General features: G+C 70.5%; 13 protein-coding genes. 5 read left to right on the plus strand and 8 right to left on the minus strand.

Translation table 11 applies throughout. From position 1 onward, the window contains the following. Positions 1-56: 56 nt before the first annotated feature. Positions 57-854 (plus strand): DeoR/GlpR family DNA-binding transcription regulator, encoded by a 798-nt coding sequence (locus tag JK364_RS06250; RefSeq protein ID WP_230991324.1) that lies wholly within the window; start codon positions 57-59, stop codon positions 852-854. A gap of 107 nt (positions 855-961) precedes the next feature. Here JK364_RS06250 and JK364_RS06255 read toward each other — a convergent pair whose 3' ends face one another. After that, complete coding sequence (locus JK364_RS06255) at positions 962-1,531, minus strand: snapalysin family zinc-dependent metalloprotease (RefSeq protein WP_307841168.1); 570 nt, start codon at positions 1,529-1,531, stop codon at positions 962-964. A 158-nt stretch (positions 1,532-1,689) separates the two neighbouring features. On the opposite strand from JK364_RS06255, the gene recQ reads away from it, so the two are divergent. Further along, the gene (recQ, locus tag JK364_RS06260; RefSeq protein WP_201848227.1) at positions 1,690-3,561 is read left to right on the plus strand and encodes a DNA helicase RecQ; all 1,872 of its coding nucleotides are present in this window, start codon (positions 1,690-1,692) and stop codon (positions 3,559-3,561) included. A 219-nt stretch (positions 3,562-3,780) separates the two neighbouring features. On the opposite strand, the gene JK364_RS06265 is transcribed toward recQ, so the two are convergent. Both JK364_RS06265 and JK364_RS06270 read right to left on the minus strand, forming a co-directional pair. Then, entirely contained in the window at positions 3,781-5,937 is a 2,157-nt protein-coding gene (locus JK364_RS06265) for an OmpL47-type beta-barrel domain-containing protein (RefSeq protein ID WP_230991558.1), read from the minus strand. A gap of 62 nt (positions 5,938-5,999) precedes the next feature. Further along, positions 6,000-8,498 (minus strand): ThuA domain-containing protein, encoded by a 2,499-nt coding sequence (locus tag JK364_RS06270; RefSeq protein ID WP_372461913.1) that lies wholly within the window; start codon positions 8,496-8,498, stop codon positions 6,000-6,002. A 202-nt stretch (positions 8,499-8,700) separates the two neighbouring features. On the opposite strand from JK364_RS06270, the gene JK364_RS06275 reads away from it, so the two are divergent. Continuing rightward, positions 8,701-9,705 (plus strand): multicopper oxidase domain-containing protein, encoded by a 1,005-nt coding sequence (locus JK364_RS06275; RefSeq protein WP_201848229.1) that lies wholly within the window; start codon positions 8,701-8,703, stop codon positions 9,703-9,705. 83 nt (positions 9,706-9,788) lie between these two features. Here the strand turns inward: JK364_RS06275 and JK364_RS06280 are convergent, their stop codons facing one another. Beyond that, positions 9,789-11,000, minus strand: coding sequence for a S1 family peptidase (locus JK364_RS06280; RefSeq protein WP_201848231.1), 1,212 nt, complete (start codon positions 10,998-11,000; stop codon positions 9,789-9,791). A gap of 130 nt (positions 11,001-11,130) precedes the next feature. Next, on the minus strand, positions 11,131-11,841 hold the full coding sequence (locus JK364_RS06285; RefSeq protein WP_086879577.1) for a FadR/GntR family transcriptional regulator: 711 nt from the start codon (positions 11,839-11,841) through the stop codon (positions 11,131-11,133). Positions 11,842-12,073: 232 nt separating this feature from the next. On the opposite strand from JK364_RS06285, the gene JK364_RS06290 reads away from it, so the two are divergent. Continuing rightward, entirely contained in the window at positions 12,074-13,342 is a 1,269-nt protein-coding gene (locus tag JK364_RS06290; protein ID WP_201848233.1) for an SLC13 family permease, read from the plus strand. Between the two features lie 38 nt (positions 13,343-13,380). Here the strand turns inward: JK364_RS06290 and JK364_RS06295 are convergent, their stop codons facing one another. From JK364_RS06295 to JK364_RS06305, 3 genes are all read right to left on the minus strand, one after another. Next, entirely contained in the window at positions 13,381-15,807 is a 2,427-nt protein-coding gene (locus tag JK364_RS06295) for a glycoside hydrolase family 65 protein (RefSeq protein WP_201848235.1), read from the minus strand. A gap of 91 nt (positions 15,808-15,898) precedes the next feature. Next, positions 15,899-16,354, minus strand: a complete 456-nt coding sequence (locus tag JK364_RS06300; protein WP_201848237.1) for a lamin tail domain-containing protein — start codon at positions 16,352-16,354, stop codon at positions 15,899-15,901. A gap of 255 nt (positions 16,355-16,609) precedes the next feature. After that, positions 16,610-17,362 carry an SDR family NAD(P)-dependent oxidoreductase gene (locus tag JK364_RS06305; RefSeq protein WP_201848240.1) on the minus strand — a complete coding sequence of 251 codons (753 nt, stop codon included), beginning with the start codon at positions 17,360-17,362 and terminating at the stop codon, positions 16,610-16,612. Positions 17,363-17,573: 211 nt separating this feature from the next. On the opposite strand from JK364_RS06305, the gene JK364_RS06310 reads away from it, so the two are divergent. Continuing rightward, complete coding sequence (locus JK364_RS06310; RefSeq protein ID WP_201848242.1) at positions 17,574-20,177, plus strand: PA14 domain-containing protein; 2,604 nt, start codon at positions 17,574-17,576, stop codon at positions 20,175-20,177. Positions 20,178-20,252 lie beyond the last annotated feature (75 nt).

The following is a 20,252-nucleotide window of genomic DNA, read 5'->3' on the forward strand; positions in this document are numbered from 1 at the left end:
AGGGTTGCTCAGGGCTGCGCAGAGTCGCGCAGAGTTACGGAAGGATGGGGGCCGCGATGCGTCAGGAGGTCGGGGCGGAGGAGCGCAGGCGGCTGCGCGCCGGGGACCGCCGGGAACTGATCGCCCGGATGATCCAGACCGATGGCACGGTCGTCGTGGAGGAGCTGGCCCGCTCGCTGGAGGTGACGCCCTCCACCATCCGCCGGGATCTCGCGCTCCTCACCGAACAGGGCGCCATCGCCCGCACCTACGGCGGCGCGATGAGCGCCGGTCATACCGCCGAGCCCACCCTGGGACAGCGCAGCGGACTCGCGGTCGCCGAGAAGGACCGCATAGGGCGCTGGGCGGCCGCGCGGATCGGGCCGGGCGACACCGTCATCCTCGACGCCGGCACCACCACCGGACGGCTCGCCCACCATCTGCGCGCCCGCGTCGATCTGACCGTGATCACCTGCGGGCTCACCGCGCTGCGCGAGCTGGCCGAGGCGGACGGCATCGAGCTGATCACCCTCGCCGGGACCCTGCGCCATGTCAGCCAGGGCTTCGTCGGACCGCTCGCCGAGCTGACCCTGTCCCGGCTGACCGCGGACAAGGTCTTCCTCGGCGCCGACGGGCTGGACGCGCGGCTGGGGATATGCGAGGCGAGCCTCCAGCAGACCTCGCTCAAGGAGATGATGGCCGACCGCGGCAAGGAGGTGTACGTCCTCGCCGACAGCAGCAAGCTGGGCCAGTCCCCGTTCACCGCCTGGGCCCCGCTGGACCGGCCGTGGACGCTGGTCACCGACAGCGGCGCCACCGATGACCAGCTCGGCCCGTTCCGGGCACTGCCCGACACCGAGGTGATCACCGTCTGACCGCGCACCACCACGGTGACGGTGGCGGTGACGGGGTGTGCGGGCCGGGAGCCCGGCTCCCGGCCCGCACACTCCCGGTACATCGGGTCAGTCCCGGTACATCGGGGTCAGTCCCGGTACAGCCGCGGCGTGGCGGCGGCCGTCGCGCCCGAGCCCACGAGGCCGAAGCTGTCCTCGACCTCGGCCTTCTCGGCGGCGTTCGGGTTGGGGTTGGTGCAGGAGACCCCGGCGGTGGAGCCGGACATCAGGCTCGAGCACGGCCCCGGCTTCATGTCCGGCAGACCGAGGATGTGGCCGAGCTCATGCGAGGAGATCCGCACCGTGTTGTAGCCCTCGTCGACGGCCTCGCGGCCGAAGTAGATCGTGCCGCTGCCCAGACCGGTCGAGAGGGTGCGGGGCCAGCCGTTGTCCGCGATGATGCGGACGTTGGCCCGCTGCCCGGACGCGACCGGCTTCAGCTGGACGTTGACCACGCTCTGGTTCCAGATCGCCGCGCCCTTGGCCACGGCGTCCTTGAACTCGGCGGCCCCGCTGGCGTCGTACGTCACCGTCCGCGCGGCGGCGGTGTGCTCCGCCGGGGCGGCGGAGGCGGGGGCGGCCACGGCCTGCCCGGCCGTCAGGGCGAGCACCGCTGTCACCGCGGCGGGTAAGGCACGTATGAACTTGCCGGCTCTCACGATCGGCCTCCTCGTGGGGGAAGGATGGACGGAGCAAGTGGGCATGAGCATGGCATGTCGCCGTCTCATCGGCCACTGTGCCCACCCACCTTGCCTCATCCGGCCGGTTGTCCACAGGCGGTCACCGCGAGTACCTCCCGGCCCCCTAGAATCGCCGGATGGCTCTCCCCGACACCGGCCCCGATATGAGCGACGCGCCCGGCCCCGAGACGAGCGAGGCGCTCGGCGTTCTGCACCGCGTCTTCGGTTACGACTCGTTCCGGGGAGGGCAGCAGGAGATCATCGACCATGTGGTGGCCGGTGGTGACGCGCTCGTCCTCATGCCGACCGGCGGTGGCAAATCGCTGTGCTACCAGATCCCGGCGCTGGTGCGGAAGGGCGTCGGCGTCGTCGTCTCGCCCCTGATCGCGCTGATGCAGGACCAGGTCGACGCGTTGCGGAACCTCGGGGTGCGGGCCGGGTTCCTCAACTCCACCCAGGACCTGGACGAGCGGCGGATGGTCGAGGCCGAGTTCCTCGCGGGCGAGCTGGATCTGCTCTATCTCGCCCCGGAGCGGCTGCGGGTCGAGCACACGCTGCGACTGCTGGACCGGGGCACGGTCTCGCTGTTCGCCATCGACGAGGCACACTGTGTGGCCCAGTGGGGGCACGACTTCCGGCCCGACTATCTGGCCCTGTCCGAGCTGCACGAGCGCTGGCCCACCGTGCCCCGGATCGCGCTGACCGCGACGGCCACCGAGGCCACCCACACCGAGATCGCGTCCCGGCTGAAGCTCCAGGACGCGCTGCACTTCGTGGCCAGCTTCGACCGCCCGAACATCCAGTACCGGATCGCCCCCAAGAACGAGCCGAAGAAGCAGCTGCTGGAGCTGTTGCGCACCGAGCACCCGGGCGAGGCGGGGATCATCTACTGCCTGTCCCGCTCCTCGGTGGAGAAGACGGCCGAGTTCCTGGTGGCCCAGGGCATCGACGCGGTGCCGTACCACGCGGGTCTTGACGCGCGGACCCGCGCCGAGCACCAGGCGCGCTTCCTGCGCGAGGACGGCCTGGTCGTGGTGGCCACGATCGCGTTCGGCATGGGGATCGACAAGCCCGATGTGCGGTTCGTGGCCCATCTGGATCTGCCCAAGTCCGTGGAGGGCTATTACCAGGAGACGGGCCGGGCCGGGCGTGACGGGCAGCCCTCCACCGCATGGCTGGCGTACGGGCTCCAGGATGTGGTCCAGCAGCGGAAGATGATCGACACCTCCGAGGGCGACGACACCCATCGGCGCCGCCTCGGCGCCCATCTCGACGCGATGCTGGCGCTGTGCGAGACGGTGGAGTGCCGCCGGGTGGGGCTGCTGGCGTACTTCGGCCAGCAGTCCACCCCCTGCGGCAACTGCGACACCTGCCTCACGCCCCCGGAGTCCTGGGACGGCACCGTCCCCGCGCAGAAGCTGCTGTCCACGGTGGTGCGGCTCAAGCGGGAGCGCAACCAGAAGTTCGGCGCGGGGCAGATCATCGACATCCTGCTCGGCAAGAAGACGGCCAAGGTCATCCAGTTCGACCATGACGCGCTGTCGGTGTTCGGCATCGGGTCCGAGCTGCGCGAGGCCGAATGGCGCGGCGTGGTACGGCAGTTGCTGGCCCAGGGGGTGCTCGGCGTCGAGGGGGACTACGGCACGCTGGTGCTCACCGACGCGAGCGCGGAGGTGCTGAACCGGCAGCGCGAGGTCAGGCTGCGGCGCGAGCCGGAGAAGGCGTCGCGCACCGCGAAGACGAAGACGGGGGCCTCGGGGAAGGCCAAGAAGGCCCCGGTGGATCTGCCGGAGGAGGCCGTGCCGGTCTTCGAGCGGCTGCGCGCCTGGCGGGCGACGACCGCGAAGGAGCAGGGCGTCCCCGCGTATGTGGTCTTCCACGACGCCACTCTGCGCGAGATCGCGACCCTTGCCCCGGCCACGCTCGAGGAGCTCGGCACGGTGAGCGGGGTCGGTGAGAACAAGCTGGTGAAGTACGGGCAGGGGGTTCTGGACACCCTGGCGTCCTGACCGCCCCAATCTTCTGACGGTACGTCAAACCAGTACGGCGAACCCCCGCTTCCGCAAGCCGGGAGCGGGGTTTGGCATGTCTGGAGCACAGGGGTTACCGATGAGTGTTACCTGAGGTAACGTCAGGGCCCGTGGTCCGTGGTCCGTGGCCGCCGGGGACTGGGGTGCTCCGGCGGCCACTCACCCTCGCGCCGTTCCTCATACCGTACGAGGCGGTTCCTACAGCTCCTTGATGCGGATGTCGCGGTACGAGATCACATCATCGGTGCTGTGGACCTGGAGACCGATGTACCCGGAGGAGTACCGACGGCCGTCCGTGCCGGGGTCGTCCGAGCGCGGCGGGGTGAACTCCTGGCCGCCGGTGTTCTCGAACTCATTGAGCAGCACACCGTTGCGGTAGATCGAGAAGTGCTGACCCACCACCCGGATCTCATAGTCGTTCCAGCTGCCCTTGGGGGTGACCCCCGCCCCGGCCAGCCCGACCCGGTCGAACCCGTAGATCGAGCCGGTCTTGTACATATCGCCGTCCGGGCGGTCGAGGATCTGCACCTCGTGCCCGTACTTGATGGCGACCCACTCCGGGCGGGACTCCTCGGGGTGGTCATGGACGTACGGGAAGCGCACGAAGACACCACCGTTGGCATTGCCCGTCCCGGGTGCGTCATCGCGGAACTGGAGCTTCAGCGAGAAGTCGTCGTACGTCCGCTGCGGGAACCACAGCATGCCCATGCCCTGGACCGAGGTGCTGCTGGTGATGCTGCCGTCGTCGTTGAGACCGAAGGCCCCGCCGCCCACGTGCTGCCACCTGTCGAGGGACTTCTTGGTGCCGTCGAACAGCGGGCGGTAGCCCTCGTCCTGACCGGGCTTGCCGATCCCGGACTGCTTGGCCGCCTTGTTGATCGCCCGGTACTCGCGCTGGTCGACGACGCCGTCGGCGAGCAGCTTGTCGGTGACGGCGGTGACGTGCTTGAGGAAGAGGGCGTGGGAGGACCAGTCCTTCTCGTCCTCGATCAGCTCATTGATGGTGCAGCGGCTGCGGGTGATGCGGTTGGGGACGCCGGTGTCCACCGTGCCGACGATCACCGTGAGGCGCTCGTCCCACTCCGGACACGCGGGTGCGGGCACCCCGCCGCCCTCGGCCACGGTGAAGGCGATCTGCCGGGCCTCGGAGGTGTTGCCCGCCTTGTCGGTGGCGCGGTACGCCACGGTGTGACGGCCCACCCGGTCCACCACCACGGGGGTGGTGTAGGCGAGGTACGGGCCGCTGTCCAGGGAGTACTCGACCTTATCCACCCCGGAGTCGTCGTCCGCGGCGGTGAGCGTCACCTTGGCGCTGCCCACATAGGCGCCGTCGGAGTTCTTCGTGCCGTCGACCTGCGCGGAGGTCGACGGGGGGATGGTGTCCTCGGCCGGCGGGACCACCACCGTGAAGTCCACGGACTTCACCGCCGACACATTGCCCGCCTTGTCCGCCGCCCGGAAGCGCACCGTGTGCGCGCCCGCGTCATGGACCATCACCGGACCGGTGTAGGGCTGGAACTCCCCCTGGCCCAGGGCGTAGTCGATCCGGTTGACCCCGGAGCCGGTGTCGGAGGCGGTGATGGTCACGGTGGCCATGCCGATGTACGCACCGGACGGATCCTTCTCACCGGAGACGGTGGCGGAGGTCTCCGGCGGTGTGGAGTCGTCCGTCGGCGGCGCCACCACGGTGAAGTCCACCGACTTCACCTCCGACACGTTCCCCGCCTTGTCCACCGCCCGGTAGCGGATGGTGTGCTGCCCGACCTGGTGGACCATCACCGGGGCGGTGTACGGCTGGAACGCCCCGTCGCCTTCGGCGAACTCGATCCGGTCCACGCCGGAGCCCTCGTCGGTGGCGGACACCGAGACGGTGGCCATCCCGATGTACGCGCCGTCCGCGTTCTTCTCGCCCTCGACCTTCGCCGACGCGTCGGGCGCGGTGGTGTCCTCGCCCCCGCCGCCGTCGGTGACCACCAGGATGCCCTGCATCTGGCCGTGGCCGGGGATGGTGCAGTGGTAGCGGTAGCGGCCGGGGCTGAGGGTGACCTCGACGGTGTGCTTGCCGCCGCTGTCGTCCGAGGGGTTGGCGAGGATGTTCAGCGGGACGTCGTTGTTGTATTCGGGGTCGGAGACATCGAAGGTCAGGGTGTGCGGCATCCCCATGGTGTTGCCGGTGGCCGTGCTGTTCTCGAAGACGATGGTGGTCTTCCCGGCGACCGCGGTGGTGGGCGCCGAGGCGTACTTGGTGATGTCGTCACCCGCGGTCCAGGTGAGGGTCTGCTGTGCGGCGGCCTGCCGGGTGTCGTCCTGCCCGTAGGCCACCGTCGCCGTCCCCGAGCTCAGCCCGAGGACCATGAGCAGCGCGGCGAGCAGCGGCAGCCAGGGTCTGATGGGTTTGGGGCGCCTTCGTTTCACGGTCACTCCGCCTTCCTGGCCAGATCCTGGGCGAGCGGAGTGGGCTCGCCACCGGTGTACGTGATGTGCCACAGCGCCGACTTGGAGTCGGAGGTGAAGAAGCCGCGCCCGTAGTCGAGGACGTAGAGCGAGCCGTCCGGGGCGAACTTCCAGTCCATGAGGTTGCGGATGCCGTCGGCACCCACCGGGATGATCTTCTTGAGGGTTTCGGCGTGCACCGGCAGCCCGCCCTTGCCGACGGTCTTCGGGTCGGTCAGCACCGCGTGGCGCGGCTGGTCGGCGTCGTAGAAGTCGCCGACGAACCACTTGCCGTCCCAGTACTGCGGCCATTTGGTGGTGGAGTTGCTGGTGGCGTCGTACCGGTAGACCGGGCCGTTCATGGTGGCCTGGCCGCCGCCCTTGAGCCACGGCAGCAGGAACTTGGCCTCCGAGGCCTTGTAGCTGGGAATGCCGTTCGCGTCCCGCGGATAGTCGGGGGCGCCGCCCTGGGGCGAGTACCAGATGGTGTTCCCGGTGATGGGCGGCAGGTTCACCAGACCGTTGTTGTTGGGTGACTCGTTCTTGGGGTGGTCGCAGTCGTACCAGCCCAGCGGCTTGCTGGGGTCGGGCAGATTGCGGTCCCGGTAGGGCTGTTTGTTGCCCATGCAGAACGGCCAGCCGTGGTTGCCCGCCTTGGTGATGGCGGCGAAGGTGTCGTACTTGGCCGGGCCCCAGGTGGTGCTGGGCTCGCCCGCGTCGGGGCCGACCCAGCCCGCGTAGAGGATGTCGGTCTTCTGGTCCACGAAGATCCGGGCCGGGTTGCGCACCCCCATCACATAGATCTCGCCACGGGTCTTGCCGCCGCCCTCGTCGGGCTCCTTGCCGGTGAAGAGATTGCCCTCGGGGAGGGTGTAGGTGCCGTCGTCCTCGGGGTGGATGCGCAGGATCTTGCCGTTGAGGTTGTTGGTGTTTCCCGCGGTGCGGCGGGCGTCGGCGAAGGAGACGCCCTTGTAGTTCGGCTGCGGGTTGTTGCCCGAGTAGCCGTCGCTGAACTGGGAGGAGTTGTTGTCCCCGGTGGCGATGTAGAGATTGCCCTTGGAGTCCCAGCTCATCCCGCCGCCCGCGTGGCAGCAGCTGTGGATCTGGACCGGCCAGGAGAGCAGGACCTTCTCCGACCCCAGGTCCAGCTTGTTGGTCTTCAGGTCCAGGGTGAACCGGGAGACACGGCGCTCGGCCATCTGGGTGTCCCGGTTGATCCGGGAGTGCGGGGTGTAGTGCAGATACACCCAGCCGTTGGTGAGGAAGTCCGGGTCCAGCTCGATGCCGAGCAGCCCCTCCTCGACCTTGATCAGCTCATCGCCGCCGCCCTTGTTGCCGAAGACGGTCAGGGCGCCCGCGAGGGTCACCTTGCCGGTGGCCGGGTCGTAGACATGGATCTGGCCCTGGCCCTTGCCGATGTCCGGGTTGTTCCAGTCGGTGACCACGGGCGCGCTGTTGTCGCCGCCGCCCCGGCCGATGTACAGCACCCGGCCGTCCTTGGCGGTGACGAGGCCGTGCGGCTCGCCGATCTGGTCGGACTGGCCCGGCTGATTGGGCTTGGTGACGCGCTCGGCCTTGTAGTTCGCGTTGATGGTGGCCTTGCAGTCGGCGCGGGAGAGCCGGGTGGTCCACAGCAGCGCGCCGCGCAGATGGGCGCGGAAGTCGGTCTCCTGGAAGCTGGACACCGTGCCGCCCATGCCGGTGTAGAAAGAGCGGCCGCCGTCGTAGTCACGGCACCAGGAGATCGGGTGGTCCGCGCCGTTGGCGCCGGCGCCCGGCTGGTAGCTGGACTCGCGGACCCGGGCCACGGTGTGCACGGTGCCGGAGGGGTTGTCCTTCCAGTTGAGCCAGGTGTCGGTGCGCTTCCACTCCAGCGGCAGCTCCTTGGTGGCCGGGTGGACGCGGTCGCCGACCTCCACCACGGCCCGCTGGGCGGTGGCCGGGCTGGTGGTGGCCGGGCGGGCGCCGATCAGCCCGCTGAACCAGTCGGAGTACGGCTCGTTGCGGGCCGCGTCACGGATGCCGAGGAAGCCGCCGCCCGCCTCCATGTACGACTCGAGCCCCGCCTCCTGCTCGGGGTCGAGCACATCGCCGGAGCCGGTCAGGAAGACCACGGCGTTGTACTTGCCGAGCCTGGGCTTGGTGAAGACCGAGGCGTCGGCGGTGGCGTCGACGGTGAAGCGGGTCGCCGCGGGGCCCTGGTTGCCGATCCGCTCGATGGCCTCGATGCCCGCGTTCACCGTGGCCGGCTCGTCCCCGGCCGCACCGTGGAACACCAGGACCCGGACGTTGTCACCGCCGGGCGGCGACGGCAGCGTGAGTGGCGCACGATCCTCGGGCCGGGCGCTGGCGGGGGTCCCGCCGAGCAGGGTCGCGGTGAGGGCGCCGAAGAGCAGTGCCGCCACCCCCGCGCGTCTCTTTCGCAGCCGACCGACTGTCAGCCCTCGCCTCTTTGAGGGTATTTGGTACGGTATGTCCCGCATTGGTCACCCATCCCTCTCACGTACCTATAACACCGCTGAAGGAAGCTAGACGGCTTTTCGCAAGTCGCCAATAGCTATGACCGCAACTCAACGAACTTTGTCCTGAGTGTGGATGAACGAGCGTCCTCCGGCTACCGTGAAAACACCCCGGGGCATCTGCGCATCGTCAACGGCAGAGGATCCACAGCGATTTGGGAGAACGATGAGCGACGCACCCGGCTTCACCTCCAGACGCGGTCTCAGCAGACGGCTCTTCACCGGCGGCGCGGCCGCCGCGGCCGTCGGACCGCTGGCCCTCACCCCCTCCGCCGCCGCGAAGGCGCCGAAGGCCCCGTCCGGCGGGGTCAGAACGGCGACCGCGGGCGGCACGGTCCGCCATCTCAAGCTCTACGCGGAAAAGCTGCCGGACGGTCAGATGGGGTACGGACTCGAGAAGGGCAAGGCCAGCATCCCCGGTCCGCTGATCGAGCTGACCGAGGGCGACACCCTGCACATCGAGTTCGAGAACACCATGGACGTCACGGCCAGCCTCCATGTGCACGGCCTGGACTACGACGTCGCCAGCGACGGCACCCAGCTCAACCGCAGCGCCGTGGAGCCGGGCGGCACCCGCACCTACACCTGGCGCACCCACGTGCCGGGCAAGCGCGCCGACGGCACCTGGCGGCCGGGCAGCGCGGGCTACTGGCACTACCACGACCACGCGGTGGGCACCCCGCACGGCACCGGCGGCCTCCGGAAGGGGCTGTACGGGCCGGTGGTGGTCCGGCGGGCGGGCGACATCCTGCCGGACAAGCAGTTCACGATCGTCTTCAACGACATGACGATCAACAACAAGGCGGGGCACGACGCCCCCGAGTTCCGGGCCACGGTGGGCGACCGCGTCGAGATCATCATGATCACCCACGGCGAGTACTACCACACCTTCCATATGCACGGGCACCGGTGGGCGGACAACCGCACCGGGCTGCTGGAGGGCCCGGAGGACGTGAGCCGGGTCATCGACAACAAGATCACCGGGCCCGCCGACTCCTTCGGCTTCCAGGTGATCGCCGGGGAGCACGTCGGCGCGGGCGCCTGGATGTACCACTGCCATGTCCAGAGCCACTCCGACATGGGCATGGCCGGGCTGTTCCTGGTCGCCAAGGCCGATGGCACCATCCCCGGCTACGACCCGCACCGGCTCTCGGCGCACCGCCCGGGGTAGCCGCCGGAGCGACACGACGGGGCGGGCCGCCGGGCCCGCCCCGTCGTCGTATCGCTGTATCGCCTTGTCGCCGTATCGCCCCGTCAGGCGGTGTGCAGCCGCAGGCCGTACACCGAGAGGATCTCATTGACCGGCTGGTACCAGGTCTCGCCGCCGCTGGAGCAGTTGCCCCAGCCGCCCGAGGTCACGCCCTGGGCCTGGTCGCCGCTGATGAACGAGCCGCCGGAGTCGCCGCCCTCGGCGCATACGCTGGTCTTGGTCATCTGGTACACGGCGCCCTGGCTGTAGTTCACGGTCTCGTTCTTGGCCAGGACCGTGCCGCAGTGCCAGTGGGTGGTGGAGCCGGAGCGGCAGATGGAGGCGCCGATCGGGGCCTCGGCGGAGCCGCGGACCAGCTGGTCGGGGACGGTGCCCCAGCCGAGCACCACCGGCACGGTCCACCAGCCGCTGCCGACGCTGACGTAGGCGTAGTCGTTGCCGGGGAAGGAGGAGCCCTGGAAGTTGCCGATATACGAGCCGTCCCAGCCGCTGACGGAGCCCCCCGCCTGGCCGCAGTGCCCGGCCGTGACGAAGCCGCCCTGGACCGAGAAGCCTATGGAGCAGCGGACGTTGCCGGTGTAGTACGGGTCGCCGCCCACCGTGCCGGCGGCGAAGGTCGTCGGCGCCTGGGCGGGGGCCTTCTCGACGGTGACCGGGACGGAGGCCGAGCGCTTCGCCGCGCGGAGGAACGCCCGCACGGCGGCGTCGTCTTCGCTCCCCTGGCGGACCCGGACCACGACGGCGCCCGCGCGGGGGTCGGTGCTCCAGCCGCTCACCCCGGCCGGGGCGGCCTGCTTGCGGGCCTTCTTGTCGAGGCGCGCCTTGGCGGCGTCGAGCGCGTCGGCGCTGTGCTTCACGACCCGGGTGGTGGCGCCCGTGGCCCGTACCGACGCGGCCCGCTCGGCGCTGGTGACGCCGACGACCAGCTTCCCGCTGCCCGTGTCGAACCACGAGCCGCCGTAGGAGGCGCCCGCGGCGCGCTTGGCCTTGGGTTCCAGCCTCATGGCGGCGGCCTCCTGGCCCAGCCGCTCCCGCGCCTGGTCCGCGGTCAGGCCGAGGTCCCGGCCGAGCGCGCGGACGAGGGTGGCGGACGGCGCCGCCGCGGCGGCGGGCTTCGCCGCAGGGGCGGGCTTCGCCGCAGGGGCGTCGGCGCCGGATGCCGCGGCGGCGGTCGAGAAGGCCCCGCCGGCGCCCGAGAGGGCGCCGAGGACGAGGAGTGCGGACAGTCCGGCACGGACAACGGGCTTCCGTCTCATGGAAGTTCCCCTTCTGCTGGGCAGGTGAGAGCGCTTTCACGGGTCGATCGCGCAGAGCCTAGCGAGCCACCGGGGAAAGTCCAGACCAAAGCCGTGATCGGTCACGGTCGGGCAGGATGGCGCCGCGGACTCAAGGGGCTTCGTCCGGATTCCAGTTGAGCAGCCGCACCTGGGCGACCGTGCGGACATGGCGGCGCATGGCCGCGGCGGCGGCCTTGGGGCGGCGCTCGGCGATGGCGTCCAGGATGCGCTGGTGCTGGGCGAGCGAGCGCCTGGGGCGGCCGGGCTGACGCAGCGACTCCTCGCGGCTCTCCGCGATCTGGTCGGCGATCGAGCGCATGAACTCGGCGAGCAGCGGGCTGTGCGCGGCCGCGGTGACGGCGGCGTGGAAGCGGCGGTCGCCCTCGACGCCATGGCGGTCGGACTCGATCTCATCCTCCATCCAGTGCAGGGCCTGCTGGAGGGCGATGAGATCGTCGTCGGTGCGGCGCTCGGCGGCGAGTTCGGCCAGCTTGGTCTCCAACGCCTCGCGGGCGTCGAGCACATCGGGCAGCCTGCGGCGGCGCTCCACCAGCCGCTCGACGGGCTCGGTGTCGAGGCTGTCGCGCAGCAGGCACATCCCGCCGCCCTGGCGCACCTCGACGAGCCCCTGCACCTCGAGGACGACGATGGCCTGCTTGACCGAGGCGCGGCTGATGCCGAGGCGCTGGGCCAGCTCGCGCTCGGTGGGCAGCCGGTCGCCCGCCTTCAGACCGCCCTCCTCGACGTAGGCGCGCAGCCTCTCCAGCACCTGCTCGTACAGGCGCTGACGGTTCATCGGGCGCAGCGCGTCCTCGACCATACGGGCTCCCCCCATCGCGGTTTGTGATGGCCCCGATTCGCAGCGTAGCACCGGGTGGCCGGGCGGTGTGGTGGTTGTGCGGCCCTGTGGATAACTGGCCAATTGGCTGAGCCAATCTGCCACCGATGTCTTGACGGCCGAACCGCCGGGCCCTCAACGTGAGTCAGCCAGCAGGCCACTTGGCCCGACCGTCCCCGGTCCGCCGACCGATTCCCCGTGACGGGAGCGCTCGATGTCCGACGAATTGATCTCGATACTCGTGCTGGTGGTGGTCTTCGTCATCGCCACCACCCGGTCGATCAACATGGGCGCCCTGTCCTTCGCCGCCGCCTTCGGCGTGGGCGAGCTGGTCGCCGACTTCAGCGCGGACCACATCTTCGCCGGGTTCCCGGGCGATCTGTTCGTGGTGCTGGTGGGGGTGACGTATCTGTTCGCCCTCGCCCGGGCCAATGGCACCACGGACTGGCTGGTGCACGCCTCGATCCGGCTGGTGCGCGGGCGGGTCGCGCTGATCCCGTGGGTGATGTTCGCGATCAGCGCGGCGCTGACCGCGATCGGGGCGGTGAGCCCGGCGGCGGTGGCGATCGTCGCCCCGCTCGCCCTCTCGTTCGCCGCGCGGTACCAGATCAGCCCGCTGCTGATGGGTGCCATGGTGGTGCACGGCTCCCAGGGCGGCGGCTTCTCCCCCATCAGCATCTACGGATCGATCGTCAACGGCATCGTGGACCGGGAGAAGCTCCCCGGCAACGAGATCACGCTGTTCCTCGCGAGCCTGGTGGTCAACCTGATCATCGCCGCCGTCGTCTTCGTCGTCTGTGGCGGGCTGAAGCTCCCCAGGACCGCCGTCGCCGACGAGAAGCGGGACGCCGGGGCGGAGGAGGCACCGGCCGGCGCGGAGGGCCGGCTCACCCCGGCCCGTATCGCCACCCTGGCCGCGCTGGTGGCGCTGGTGGTCGCGGTGCTCGCCTTCGACCTGGACGCCGGGCTCACCTCGATCAGCCTCGCCGTGGCCCTGAGCGTCTTCTGGCCGGACCACGGCAAGAAGGCGGTGAACGAGGTCACCTGGCCCACCGTGCTGCTGATCTGCGGTGTGCTCACCTATGTCGGGGTGCTGGACGAGATGGGCACCATCGACTACGCGGGCAAGGCGGTCAGCGACATCGGGATTCCGCTGCTCGCCGCCCTGCTGCTCTGCTACATCGGCGCGATCGTCTCCGCCTTCGCCTCCTCGGTGGGCATCATGGGCGCGCTGATCCCGCTCGCCGTTCCCTTCCTCGCCCAGGGCGATATCGGCGCGGTGGGGATGATCGCGGCCCTCGCGGTGTCGGCGACCGTCGTCGACATCAGCCCCTTCTCGACCAACGGGGCGCTGGTGCTGGCCAACGCGCCGGATGTGGACCGGGACCGGTTCTTCCGGCAGCTGATGATCTACGGCGGGATCATGGTGGTCGCGGTGCCGCCGGTCGTCTGGCTGGCGATGGTGGTCCCCGGCCTCGGCTGAGCGGGCCGACCGGCGACCGGCCGGGCGGGAGCGCGGGCTCAGCCCGGTGGCAGCGGAACCCAGCGGGATTCGCCCGGCGCCACGGTCAGCGAACGGTCGGCGAGCCGCACCTCGATCGGGCACTCCTCGGAGTCCGGCACGCTGATCCACAGCCGCCCGGCGCGCACCCGCAGGGCGACGCCCCAGTGACCGCGGTAGCGCATCGAGAACCGATACTCCGACAACCCCGGCAGCCCGGACGGCTCGGGCAGCGGCACCGGATCCAGCCACAGGGCGTCCTCGCGGGTCTCAAGACCGGTCAGCCCGCGCTGCACCAGATCGAGGGTGCCGCCCATGGCGCCGAGGTGGATGCCCTCGCCGGTGGTGCCGCCCTGGACGTCCGCCACATCGCCCAGCAGCGCCTCCTGGCAGTGCCGCCATGCCTCGGCCCGGCGCGCCCGCGCCAGCACCCAGCCGTGCACCAGCTCGCTGAGGGTCGAGCCGTGGCTGGTCCGGGACAGGTAGTACGCCACGGTGGCCCGCCAGATGTCGTCGTCCAGGGCGTAGCCGAGCCGCCGGAAGAGGCCCGCCAGTTCGGCGGGGCCGAAGAGATAGCCGAGCATCAGCGCGTCGGCCTGCTTGGAGACCTGGTAGCGGTTGACGGAGTCGCCCTCGGACTCCAGGATCCGGTCCATCCGGCGGATGTCGCCGTAGCGGGCACGGTAGCCGTCCCAGTCGAGCTCGGCCAGCTCCCCGTAGCCGTCGAACTGGCTGATGACGCCCTGGTGGAAGGGGACCAGCAGCCGCCGTGAGACGTCCTCCCAGCGCTCCGGCTCCGCGCGGTCCAGGCCCACCCGCTCGAACAGCTCGCGGCGGCGCGGCTCGGGCAGGGTGCGGGCGAGCTCCAGGGCCCGGTCGAGCACCCAGGCGGCGGTGACGTTGGTGTACGCGTTGTCGTCGATCCCGGGGCGGTCGGCGCCGGGGTAGCCGTCGTGGTACTCATCGGGCCCGACCACCCCGCGGAGGCGGTACCGCCCCCGCTCCGGATCGAGAACGGCGGTGTCCGCCCAGAAGCGGGCGATCTGCAGCAGCATCTCCGCGCCCTTGGTGTGCAGGAACTCGGTGTCGCCGCTGGCCTGGCAGTACTGCCACACGTTGTACGCCACCGCCGAGCCCACATGGTGCTGCAGCCGGGAGTTGTCCGGCAGCCAGCGGCCGGAGCGCGGGTTCAGATGCAGCGTCTGGGTCTCCTCGCGCCCGTCGCTGCCGCTCTGCCAGGGGTACATCGCCCCGGCCCGCCCGGCGTCGGCGGCGGCGCGGCACGCCTGGGGCAGCCGCCGGTGGCGGTAGTGCAGCAGGGACCGGGACACCTCGGGGAAGTGGAGGTTCAGATACGGCAGCACGAACAGCTCGTCCCAGAAGACATGTCCGCGGTACGCCTCGCCGTGCAGCCCCCGGGCGGGGACGCCCACGTCCAGCTCCGCGGTGTGCGGCGAGAGCGTCTGGAGGATGTGGAACAGGTGCAGCCGCAGGACGTGGCCCGGCTCGCCGGGAACCTCCAACGCGGCCTCGCGCCACAGGTGTTCCCATGCCGTGCGGTGGGAGGCGAGCAGCTTCCCGAACTCCGGTGCCCGGGCGACCCCGTCGAGGGCGGCCTGGGCCGGATCGCTGATCGCGGGGTCCTTGGAGGTGTACAGCGCCACGGTCTTCTCGACGGTGACGGGGGCGTCCGGCGCGAGCGGCACGGCCAGGGTGCGCAGCGCGGCGCTGTGGGTGAGCCGCTGCCCGGTGCCGGTGGGCGTCCCACCGCGCACGGCCAGGGTGCGCGCGGCCATGGCCACGCGCACCTCGGAGCCGGTGGTGCGGCAGCTCAGCCATACGGTGTCGGGGCCCGCGGCGCCGGTGCGATGGTCGATGAGATGGCGGCCGGCCAGCGCGTCGTAGCGGGCCACGCCGGTGTTGGCCACGGCACCGTCGAGCCCCGACTCCAGCTCGACGGTGCCGGACCAGCCCTCGGCCCGGAAGGTGGTGCGCAGGGCCGCCAGATGCGGATCCCCCATGTGGACGAGGCGCTGCTGCTCGACGTGGAGCACCCGGCCGTGGCCGTAGGTGAACCGCAGCCGCCGCATGAGGGTGCCGTGCCGGAGGTCGAGGGTCTGCCGGTAGCCGGTGAGCTCGTCCCCGTCGGGGGTGAGCCAGCCGCCGGGGCCCGCGGGCCGGTCCGGGTCGCGGACGCGGTAGCGCAGCGGCAGCCAGTTCGGCAGGTTGACCATGTCCTCGTTCTCGACCTGGCGTCCGCCGACCACCGAGGTCAGCCGGTTGTAGCAGCCCGCCACATAGGTGCCGGGGTAGTGGGTGTCATCGGCGGCCGTCTCGGGGGCCGCGCCCCGGGTGGCGGCATAGCCGTTGCCGAGCGTGCACAGCGACTCCCGCAACCGCTCCTCGGCGGGCTCGTAGCCCTCGTACTCCCACACCCAGTCCGACACGGCCGATCACCGGCTCTCCTCCTCGACACCCCCATTGTGGTCCGGGCCGGAGGACTTCACCGGCTGCGCCGCGCCCCCGCGCGGCGCGCGCTCAGCAGTTCGTGTAGTCGACCCGGCTGTTGTTGTACGAGCAGGTGTCGACCGTGGAGCCACCGGTTTTGCGGAGGGTGGCCTTGTCGCGGTCGTTGTTCCAGACGTACGCCCGGCGGTCCTGGTACTTGGTGGCCGAGGTGTCGGAGCCGGAGCCGGTCCGGACGGTCACGGTCTTGCCCGCGCCGAGGGTGTAGCCGGGGAAGGTGTACTTGTGGTTGCTCGCGTCGACGAGCACCCAGCCCTTGAGGCTGACCCCGCGCGAGGTGGAGTTCTTGATCTGGACGTACTCGCCGTTGAGGCTGGAGTTGCTCCGGTTGTCCGTGCCGGGAGAGTCGTAGTAGATCTTGGAAAGGTGTACGGAACCCGCGGCACCGGCGGGTGTGGCCGGGTACAGCAGGGCGATCGCGCAGCCGGCGGCGAGCGCCGCGCCGATGCGGACGGTGTGTGCGGACATGAGTCCCCCCTTGCGTTGGTGCGTGGTGAAGCAGCGGTAACGCAGGACGGACGGGCGGCCGCGCCCGAAGATGGTTTGGAGTCAGCGAGCTGACTCCTTCGGTGCGGCCGTCCGTCCGTCTTCCCCCCACCTGTGTGGAGGACCAGAGTGGACCATGGCTGGAACGCGGCGGCAGGGCTGCGCGGCCCTTGCTCCAGGGCCGTCCGGCCCTAGCGCGCATCCGATTTCCCGCCCCGGGCCCGGGGCGAGGCCGGGTCAGCGGCCGTACTGCGCCCCGCCGTTGATGTGCAGCACCTGGCCGGTGACATACGCGGCCTCCGGGGAGGCCAGATAGCGGATGGCGGCCGCGATCTCGACGGGCGTCCCGGGCTGTCCGGTGAGCGTCTGCCCGATCTGCTGGGCGATGAACTCGGGGGTGCCGCGCTCGCCGAAGAACTCGGTGTCCTCGACATAGCCGGGGGCCACCGCGTTGGCGGTGACGCCCTCCGGGCCGAGCCGCCTGGCCAGCTCGAAGGTGTAGGTGTGCAGCGCGGCCTTGGTGCCGCCGTACGATCCGGGGCCGCGCAGCGACGCGACCGAGGACAGGTGGACGATCCGGCCGCCGGGCCGGGTGAGGTGGGGCAGCAGCGCCTCGGTGAGCAGCACCGCGGTCAGCACGTTGGCCTCGAAGTTCCGCTGGTACTGACCGGCGATGCCTTCGAGGGTGCCGTCGTTCGAGGGCGCGACATTGCCGCCGGCGTTGGTGACGAGGACATCGACATCACCGCCCGAACCGTCCGCGGTGATGAACTCGGCGGCGCGCCGGGTCTGCTCCGGGTCGCTGAGGTCCGCGCTGGTCCAGGTGACCAGGTCGGCGCCGTACGCGGCGTTGAGCTTGTCCGCCGCGGTGCGCAGCACCTCGGCGCGGCGTCCGAGGATGACCACCCGGTCGCCTTCGGCGGCGAAGGTCTCCGCGGTCGCCAGTCCTATGCCGGTACCGCCGCCCGACACCACGATCCGTCGCCCCATCACGGGCCTCCTCAGTGCAGCTTGTTGAATATTGGTCACATCTATGAACAAGCACGCTAGAAAGAAAGCGCATTCCCGTCAAGGCTCAGTACCCAACAGCCGGGCTGTTGCCTTGCGTTCACTATTGACAGGTTCTGTTGGGGATGGCGCAATGGCGGCGCCCCACTTGTCCCAGCAGCAGCCCCAAAAGCTGCTCCAGCAAGGAGGACATGTGCGTTTCCGTTCATCTTTCGCCAGATCCGTGGTCGCGACCGTGACCTTGGCGCTTGGCGCGCTCGGTCTGCTGACCGCTCCAGGTCCGGCCGCGGCCGACACCCCCTCCGACGACCCCTCGGTCGTCCACGGCCTCCGCGGCGACTACTACCTCCAGTCCGCCCCGGGGGCCTTCGACTTCCACGAACTGAAGGCCACCAGCCTCGACCCCGCCCTCGACTTCGGCAATCTGGAGCCGCGGCTGCAGGCCACCACCGGACGGTCCGACGACGTCAGCGTCCGCTGGACCGGCCAGATCACACCGGAGCGCTCCGGTGCGCACACCTTCTCGATCACCGCCGACAACGGCTTCCGGCTGTGGATCGACGGCAAACCGGTCATCGACCACTGGGTGGACGACTGGGACAAGGAGCAGACCTCCCAGCCCGTCGAGCTCACCGCGGGCAAGGCGTATGACATCAAGGTCGAGTACTTCGAGCACTACGGCGGCTCCAACTTCCACCTGGCCTGGACCCCGCCGGGCGCGGCCAAGGCGCCCGTGCCCGAGTCCGCCTTCCGGCTGCCCGCCGACTTCGACTACGACGGCCCGGTGGCCAGTGCCGTCCAGCCCGACGGCCGGACGCTGCTGCTGGACTTCGCCCGGCCCCTGACCACTCCCCCGGCCGATCTGACGTCGCATCTGTCCGCCGTCATCGGCGGCGCGGCCTGGCCGCTCGGGCGCGCCCGGCTGGACGCGGCCGATCCGTCCCGGCTGCTGCTCTCCCTGAAGGAGCCGGTGGTCGGCCGCGGCGGCGAGGCCGTCGTGCGCTACGACGGCGAGGGCGGTCTCGAGGACGGCGACGGCGCCATCGACCCGTATGTCTCCTTCGGTGGCAACAAGTCGACGTATCAGCTGAGCACGCCCTGGGCCAAGGACGTCGGCCCGGACAACGCCCACCCCGAGTACCCGCGCCCGCAGCTGACCCGCGATCAGTGGCGCAACCTCAACGGCAGCTGGGAGTTCGCCGCCGCGAAGGAGGGCCAGAAGCCCCCGGTCGGGCAGAAGCTCAAGGAGCGGATCCTGGTGCCGTACCCGGTGGAGTCCAAGCTCTCCGGTGTGGAGCGGCATGAGGACCGCATGTGGTACCGGCGGACCTTCACCGTCCCGGCCGACTGGAAGGTCGGCGACGGAAAGCGCTTGCGGCTGAACTTCGACGCCGTCGACTGGCAGGCCGAGGTCTATGTGAACGGCACCCGGGTGGCCGACCACCGCGGCGGCTACGACCGGTTCAGCGCCGATGTCACCGACGCCCTGCGGCCGGGCCGCACCCAGGAGCTGATCGTCGGCGTCTACGACCCGACGGACGCGGCCGACGGCGAGAACCCGCCGATGGGCAAGCAGCGGCTCGACCCGAGCGGCATCTTCTACACCCCCTCCTCCGGGATCTGGCAGACCGTCTGGATGGAGCCGGTCGCCACCGACCACGTGGACACCCTCAAGCTCACCCCGGACGTCCCCGGTAAGGCCCTCACCACCGAGGTCCGCGGGGTGCGGGACGGCGTCCCGGTCACCGCGACCGCCTACGACGGACGGCGCGTGGTCGGCACCGCCACCGGGCGCACCGGGAAGCCGCTGACCGTCCCCGTGCCCTCCCCGCACCTGTGGTCCCCCGACGATCCTCATCTGTACCAACTGAAGGTGACGGTCGGACGGGGCGCCTCGGCGGACCGGGTGGAGAGCTACTTCGGCATGCGGAGCATCGCCGTCAAGGAGGTGGACGGCAAGAAGCGCACCGTGCTCAACGGAAAGCCGATCTTCTCCATGGCCACCCTCGACCAGGGGTTCTGGCCCGACGGCCTGCACACCGCGCCGACCGACGAGGCCCTCGCGTACGACCTGAAGATGCACAAGAGCATGGGCTTCAACTCGGTGCGCAAGCACATCAAGGTCGAGCCCGACCGCTGGTACTACTGGGCCGACCGGCTGGGTCTGATGGTGTGGCAGGACATGCCCGCCATGAACACGGTCACCCCGTCCGAGAAGGCGCAGGCGCAGTACGAGCACGAGATGAAGCGGATGATCGACCAGCACATCAGCAGTCCGTCGGTCGTCATCTGGGTGACCTTCAACGAGGGCTGGGGCCAGTACGGCGGCCCGAAGGTGCCGGTGCTCGCGAAGGGCTGGGACCCCAGCCGGCTCATCAACGGCGCCAGCGGCTGGAACGACACCGGCAACGGCGACCTCGCCGACATCCATGCCTACCCCGGCCCAGGCGATCCGCGCCCGGACGCCTCACGGGCGGGGGTCACCGGCGAGTACGGCGGTCTTGGCCTGGCCGTCCCGGGGCATGCCTGGCCCGTGCAGCACACCTATGTCGGCGTGGACAAGGATCAGTACACCGACGAGTATCTGAAGCTGCTGGACAAGGTGCGCGGGCTGGTCGCGTGCAACGGCAGCAGCGGAGCCGTCTACACCCAGATCACGGATGTGGAGGGCGAGCTCAACGGGCTGCTCACCTATGACCGCAAGGAGATCAAGCCCGATGTGAAGCGGCTGCGCCAGGCCCATCAGGCGCTGATCCGCGACGCGGCGGACCCGGCGTCCATGGAGTGCACCGGCTAAGCGCTCCGCGGGACGTGCCGCGATGCGTCGTCGGCCGACTGCGGCGCCGTCGTGGCTGGTCGCGCAGTTCCCCGC

Origin of the sequence: Streptomyces endocoffeicus, from assembly GCF_016741935.1 — a bacterium.
GTDB lineage: Bacteria > Actinomycetota > Actinomycetes > Streptomycetales > Streptomycetaceae > Streptomyces > Streptomyces endocoffeicus.

Coding starts and splice junctions, on each gene's coding strand:
- JK364_RS06290 (WP_201848233.1), top strand. CDS start 12,074: ATGTCCGACGAATTGATCTCGATACTCGTGCTGGTGGTGGTCTTCGTC.
- JK364_RS06275 (WP_201848229.1), top strand. CDS start 8,701: ATGAGCGACGCACCCGGCTTCACCTCCAGACGCGGTCTCAGCAGACGG.
- JK364_RS06305 (WP_201848240.1), bottom strand. CDS start 17,362: ATGGGGCGACGGATCGTGGTGTCGGGCGGCGGTACCGGCATAGGACTG.
- JK364_RS06285 (WP_086879577.1), bottom strand. CDS start 11,841: ATGGTCGAGGACGCGCTGCGCCCGATGAACCGTCAGCGCCTGTACGAG.
- recQ (WP_201848227.1), top strand. CDS start 1,690: ATGGCTCTCCCCGACACCGGCCCCGATATGAGCGACGCGCCCGGCCCC.
- JK364_RS06300 (WP_201848237.1), bottom strand. CDS start 16,354: ATGTCCGCACACACCGTCCGCATCGGCGCGGCGCTCGCCGCCGGCTGC.
- JK364_RS06270 (WP_372461913.1), bottom strand. CDS start 8,498: ATGCGGGACATACCGTACCAAATACCCTCAAAGAGGCGAGGGCTGACA.
- JK364_RS06250 (WP_230991324.1), top strand. CDS start 57: ATGCGTCAGGAGGTCGGGGCGGAGGAGCGCAGGCGGCTGCGCGCCGGG.
- JK364_RS06265 (WP_230991558.1), bottom strand. CDS start 5,937: ATGGTCCTCGGGCTGAGCTCGGGGACGGCGACGGTGGCCTACGGGCAG.
- JK364_RS06280 (WP_201848231.1), bottom strand. CDS start 11,000: ATGAGACGGAAGCCCGTTGTCCGTGCCGGACTGTCCGCACTCCTCGTC.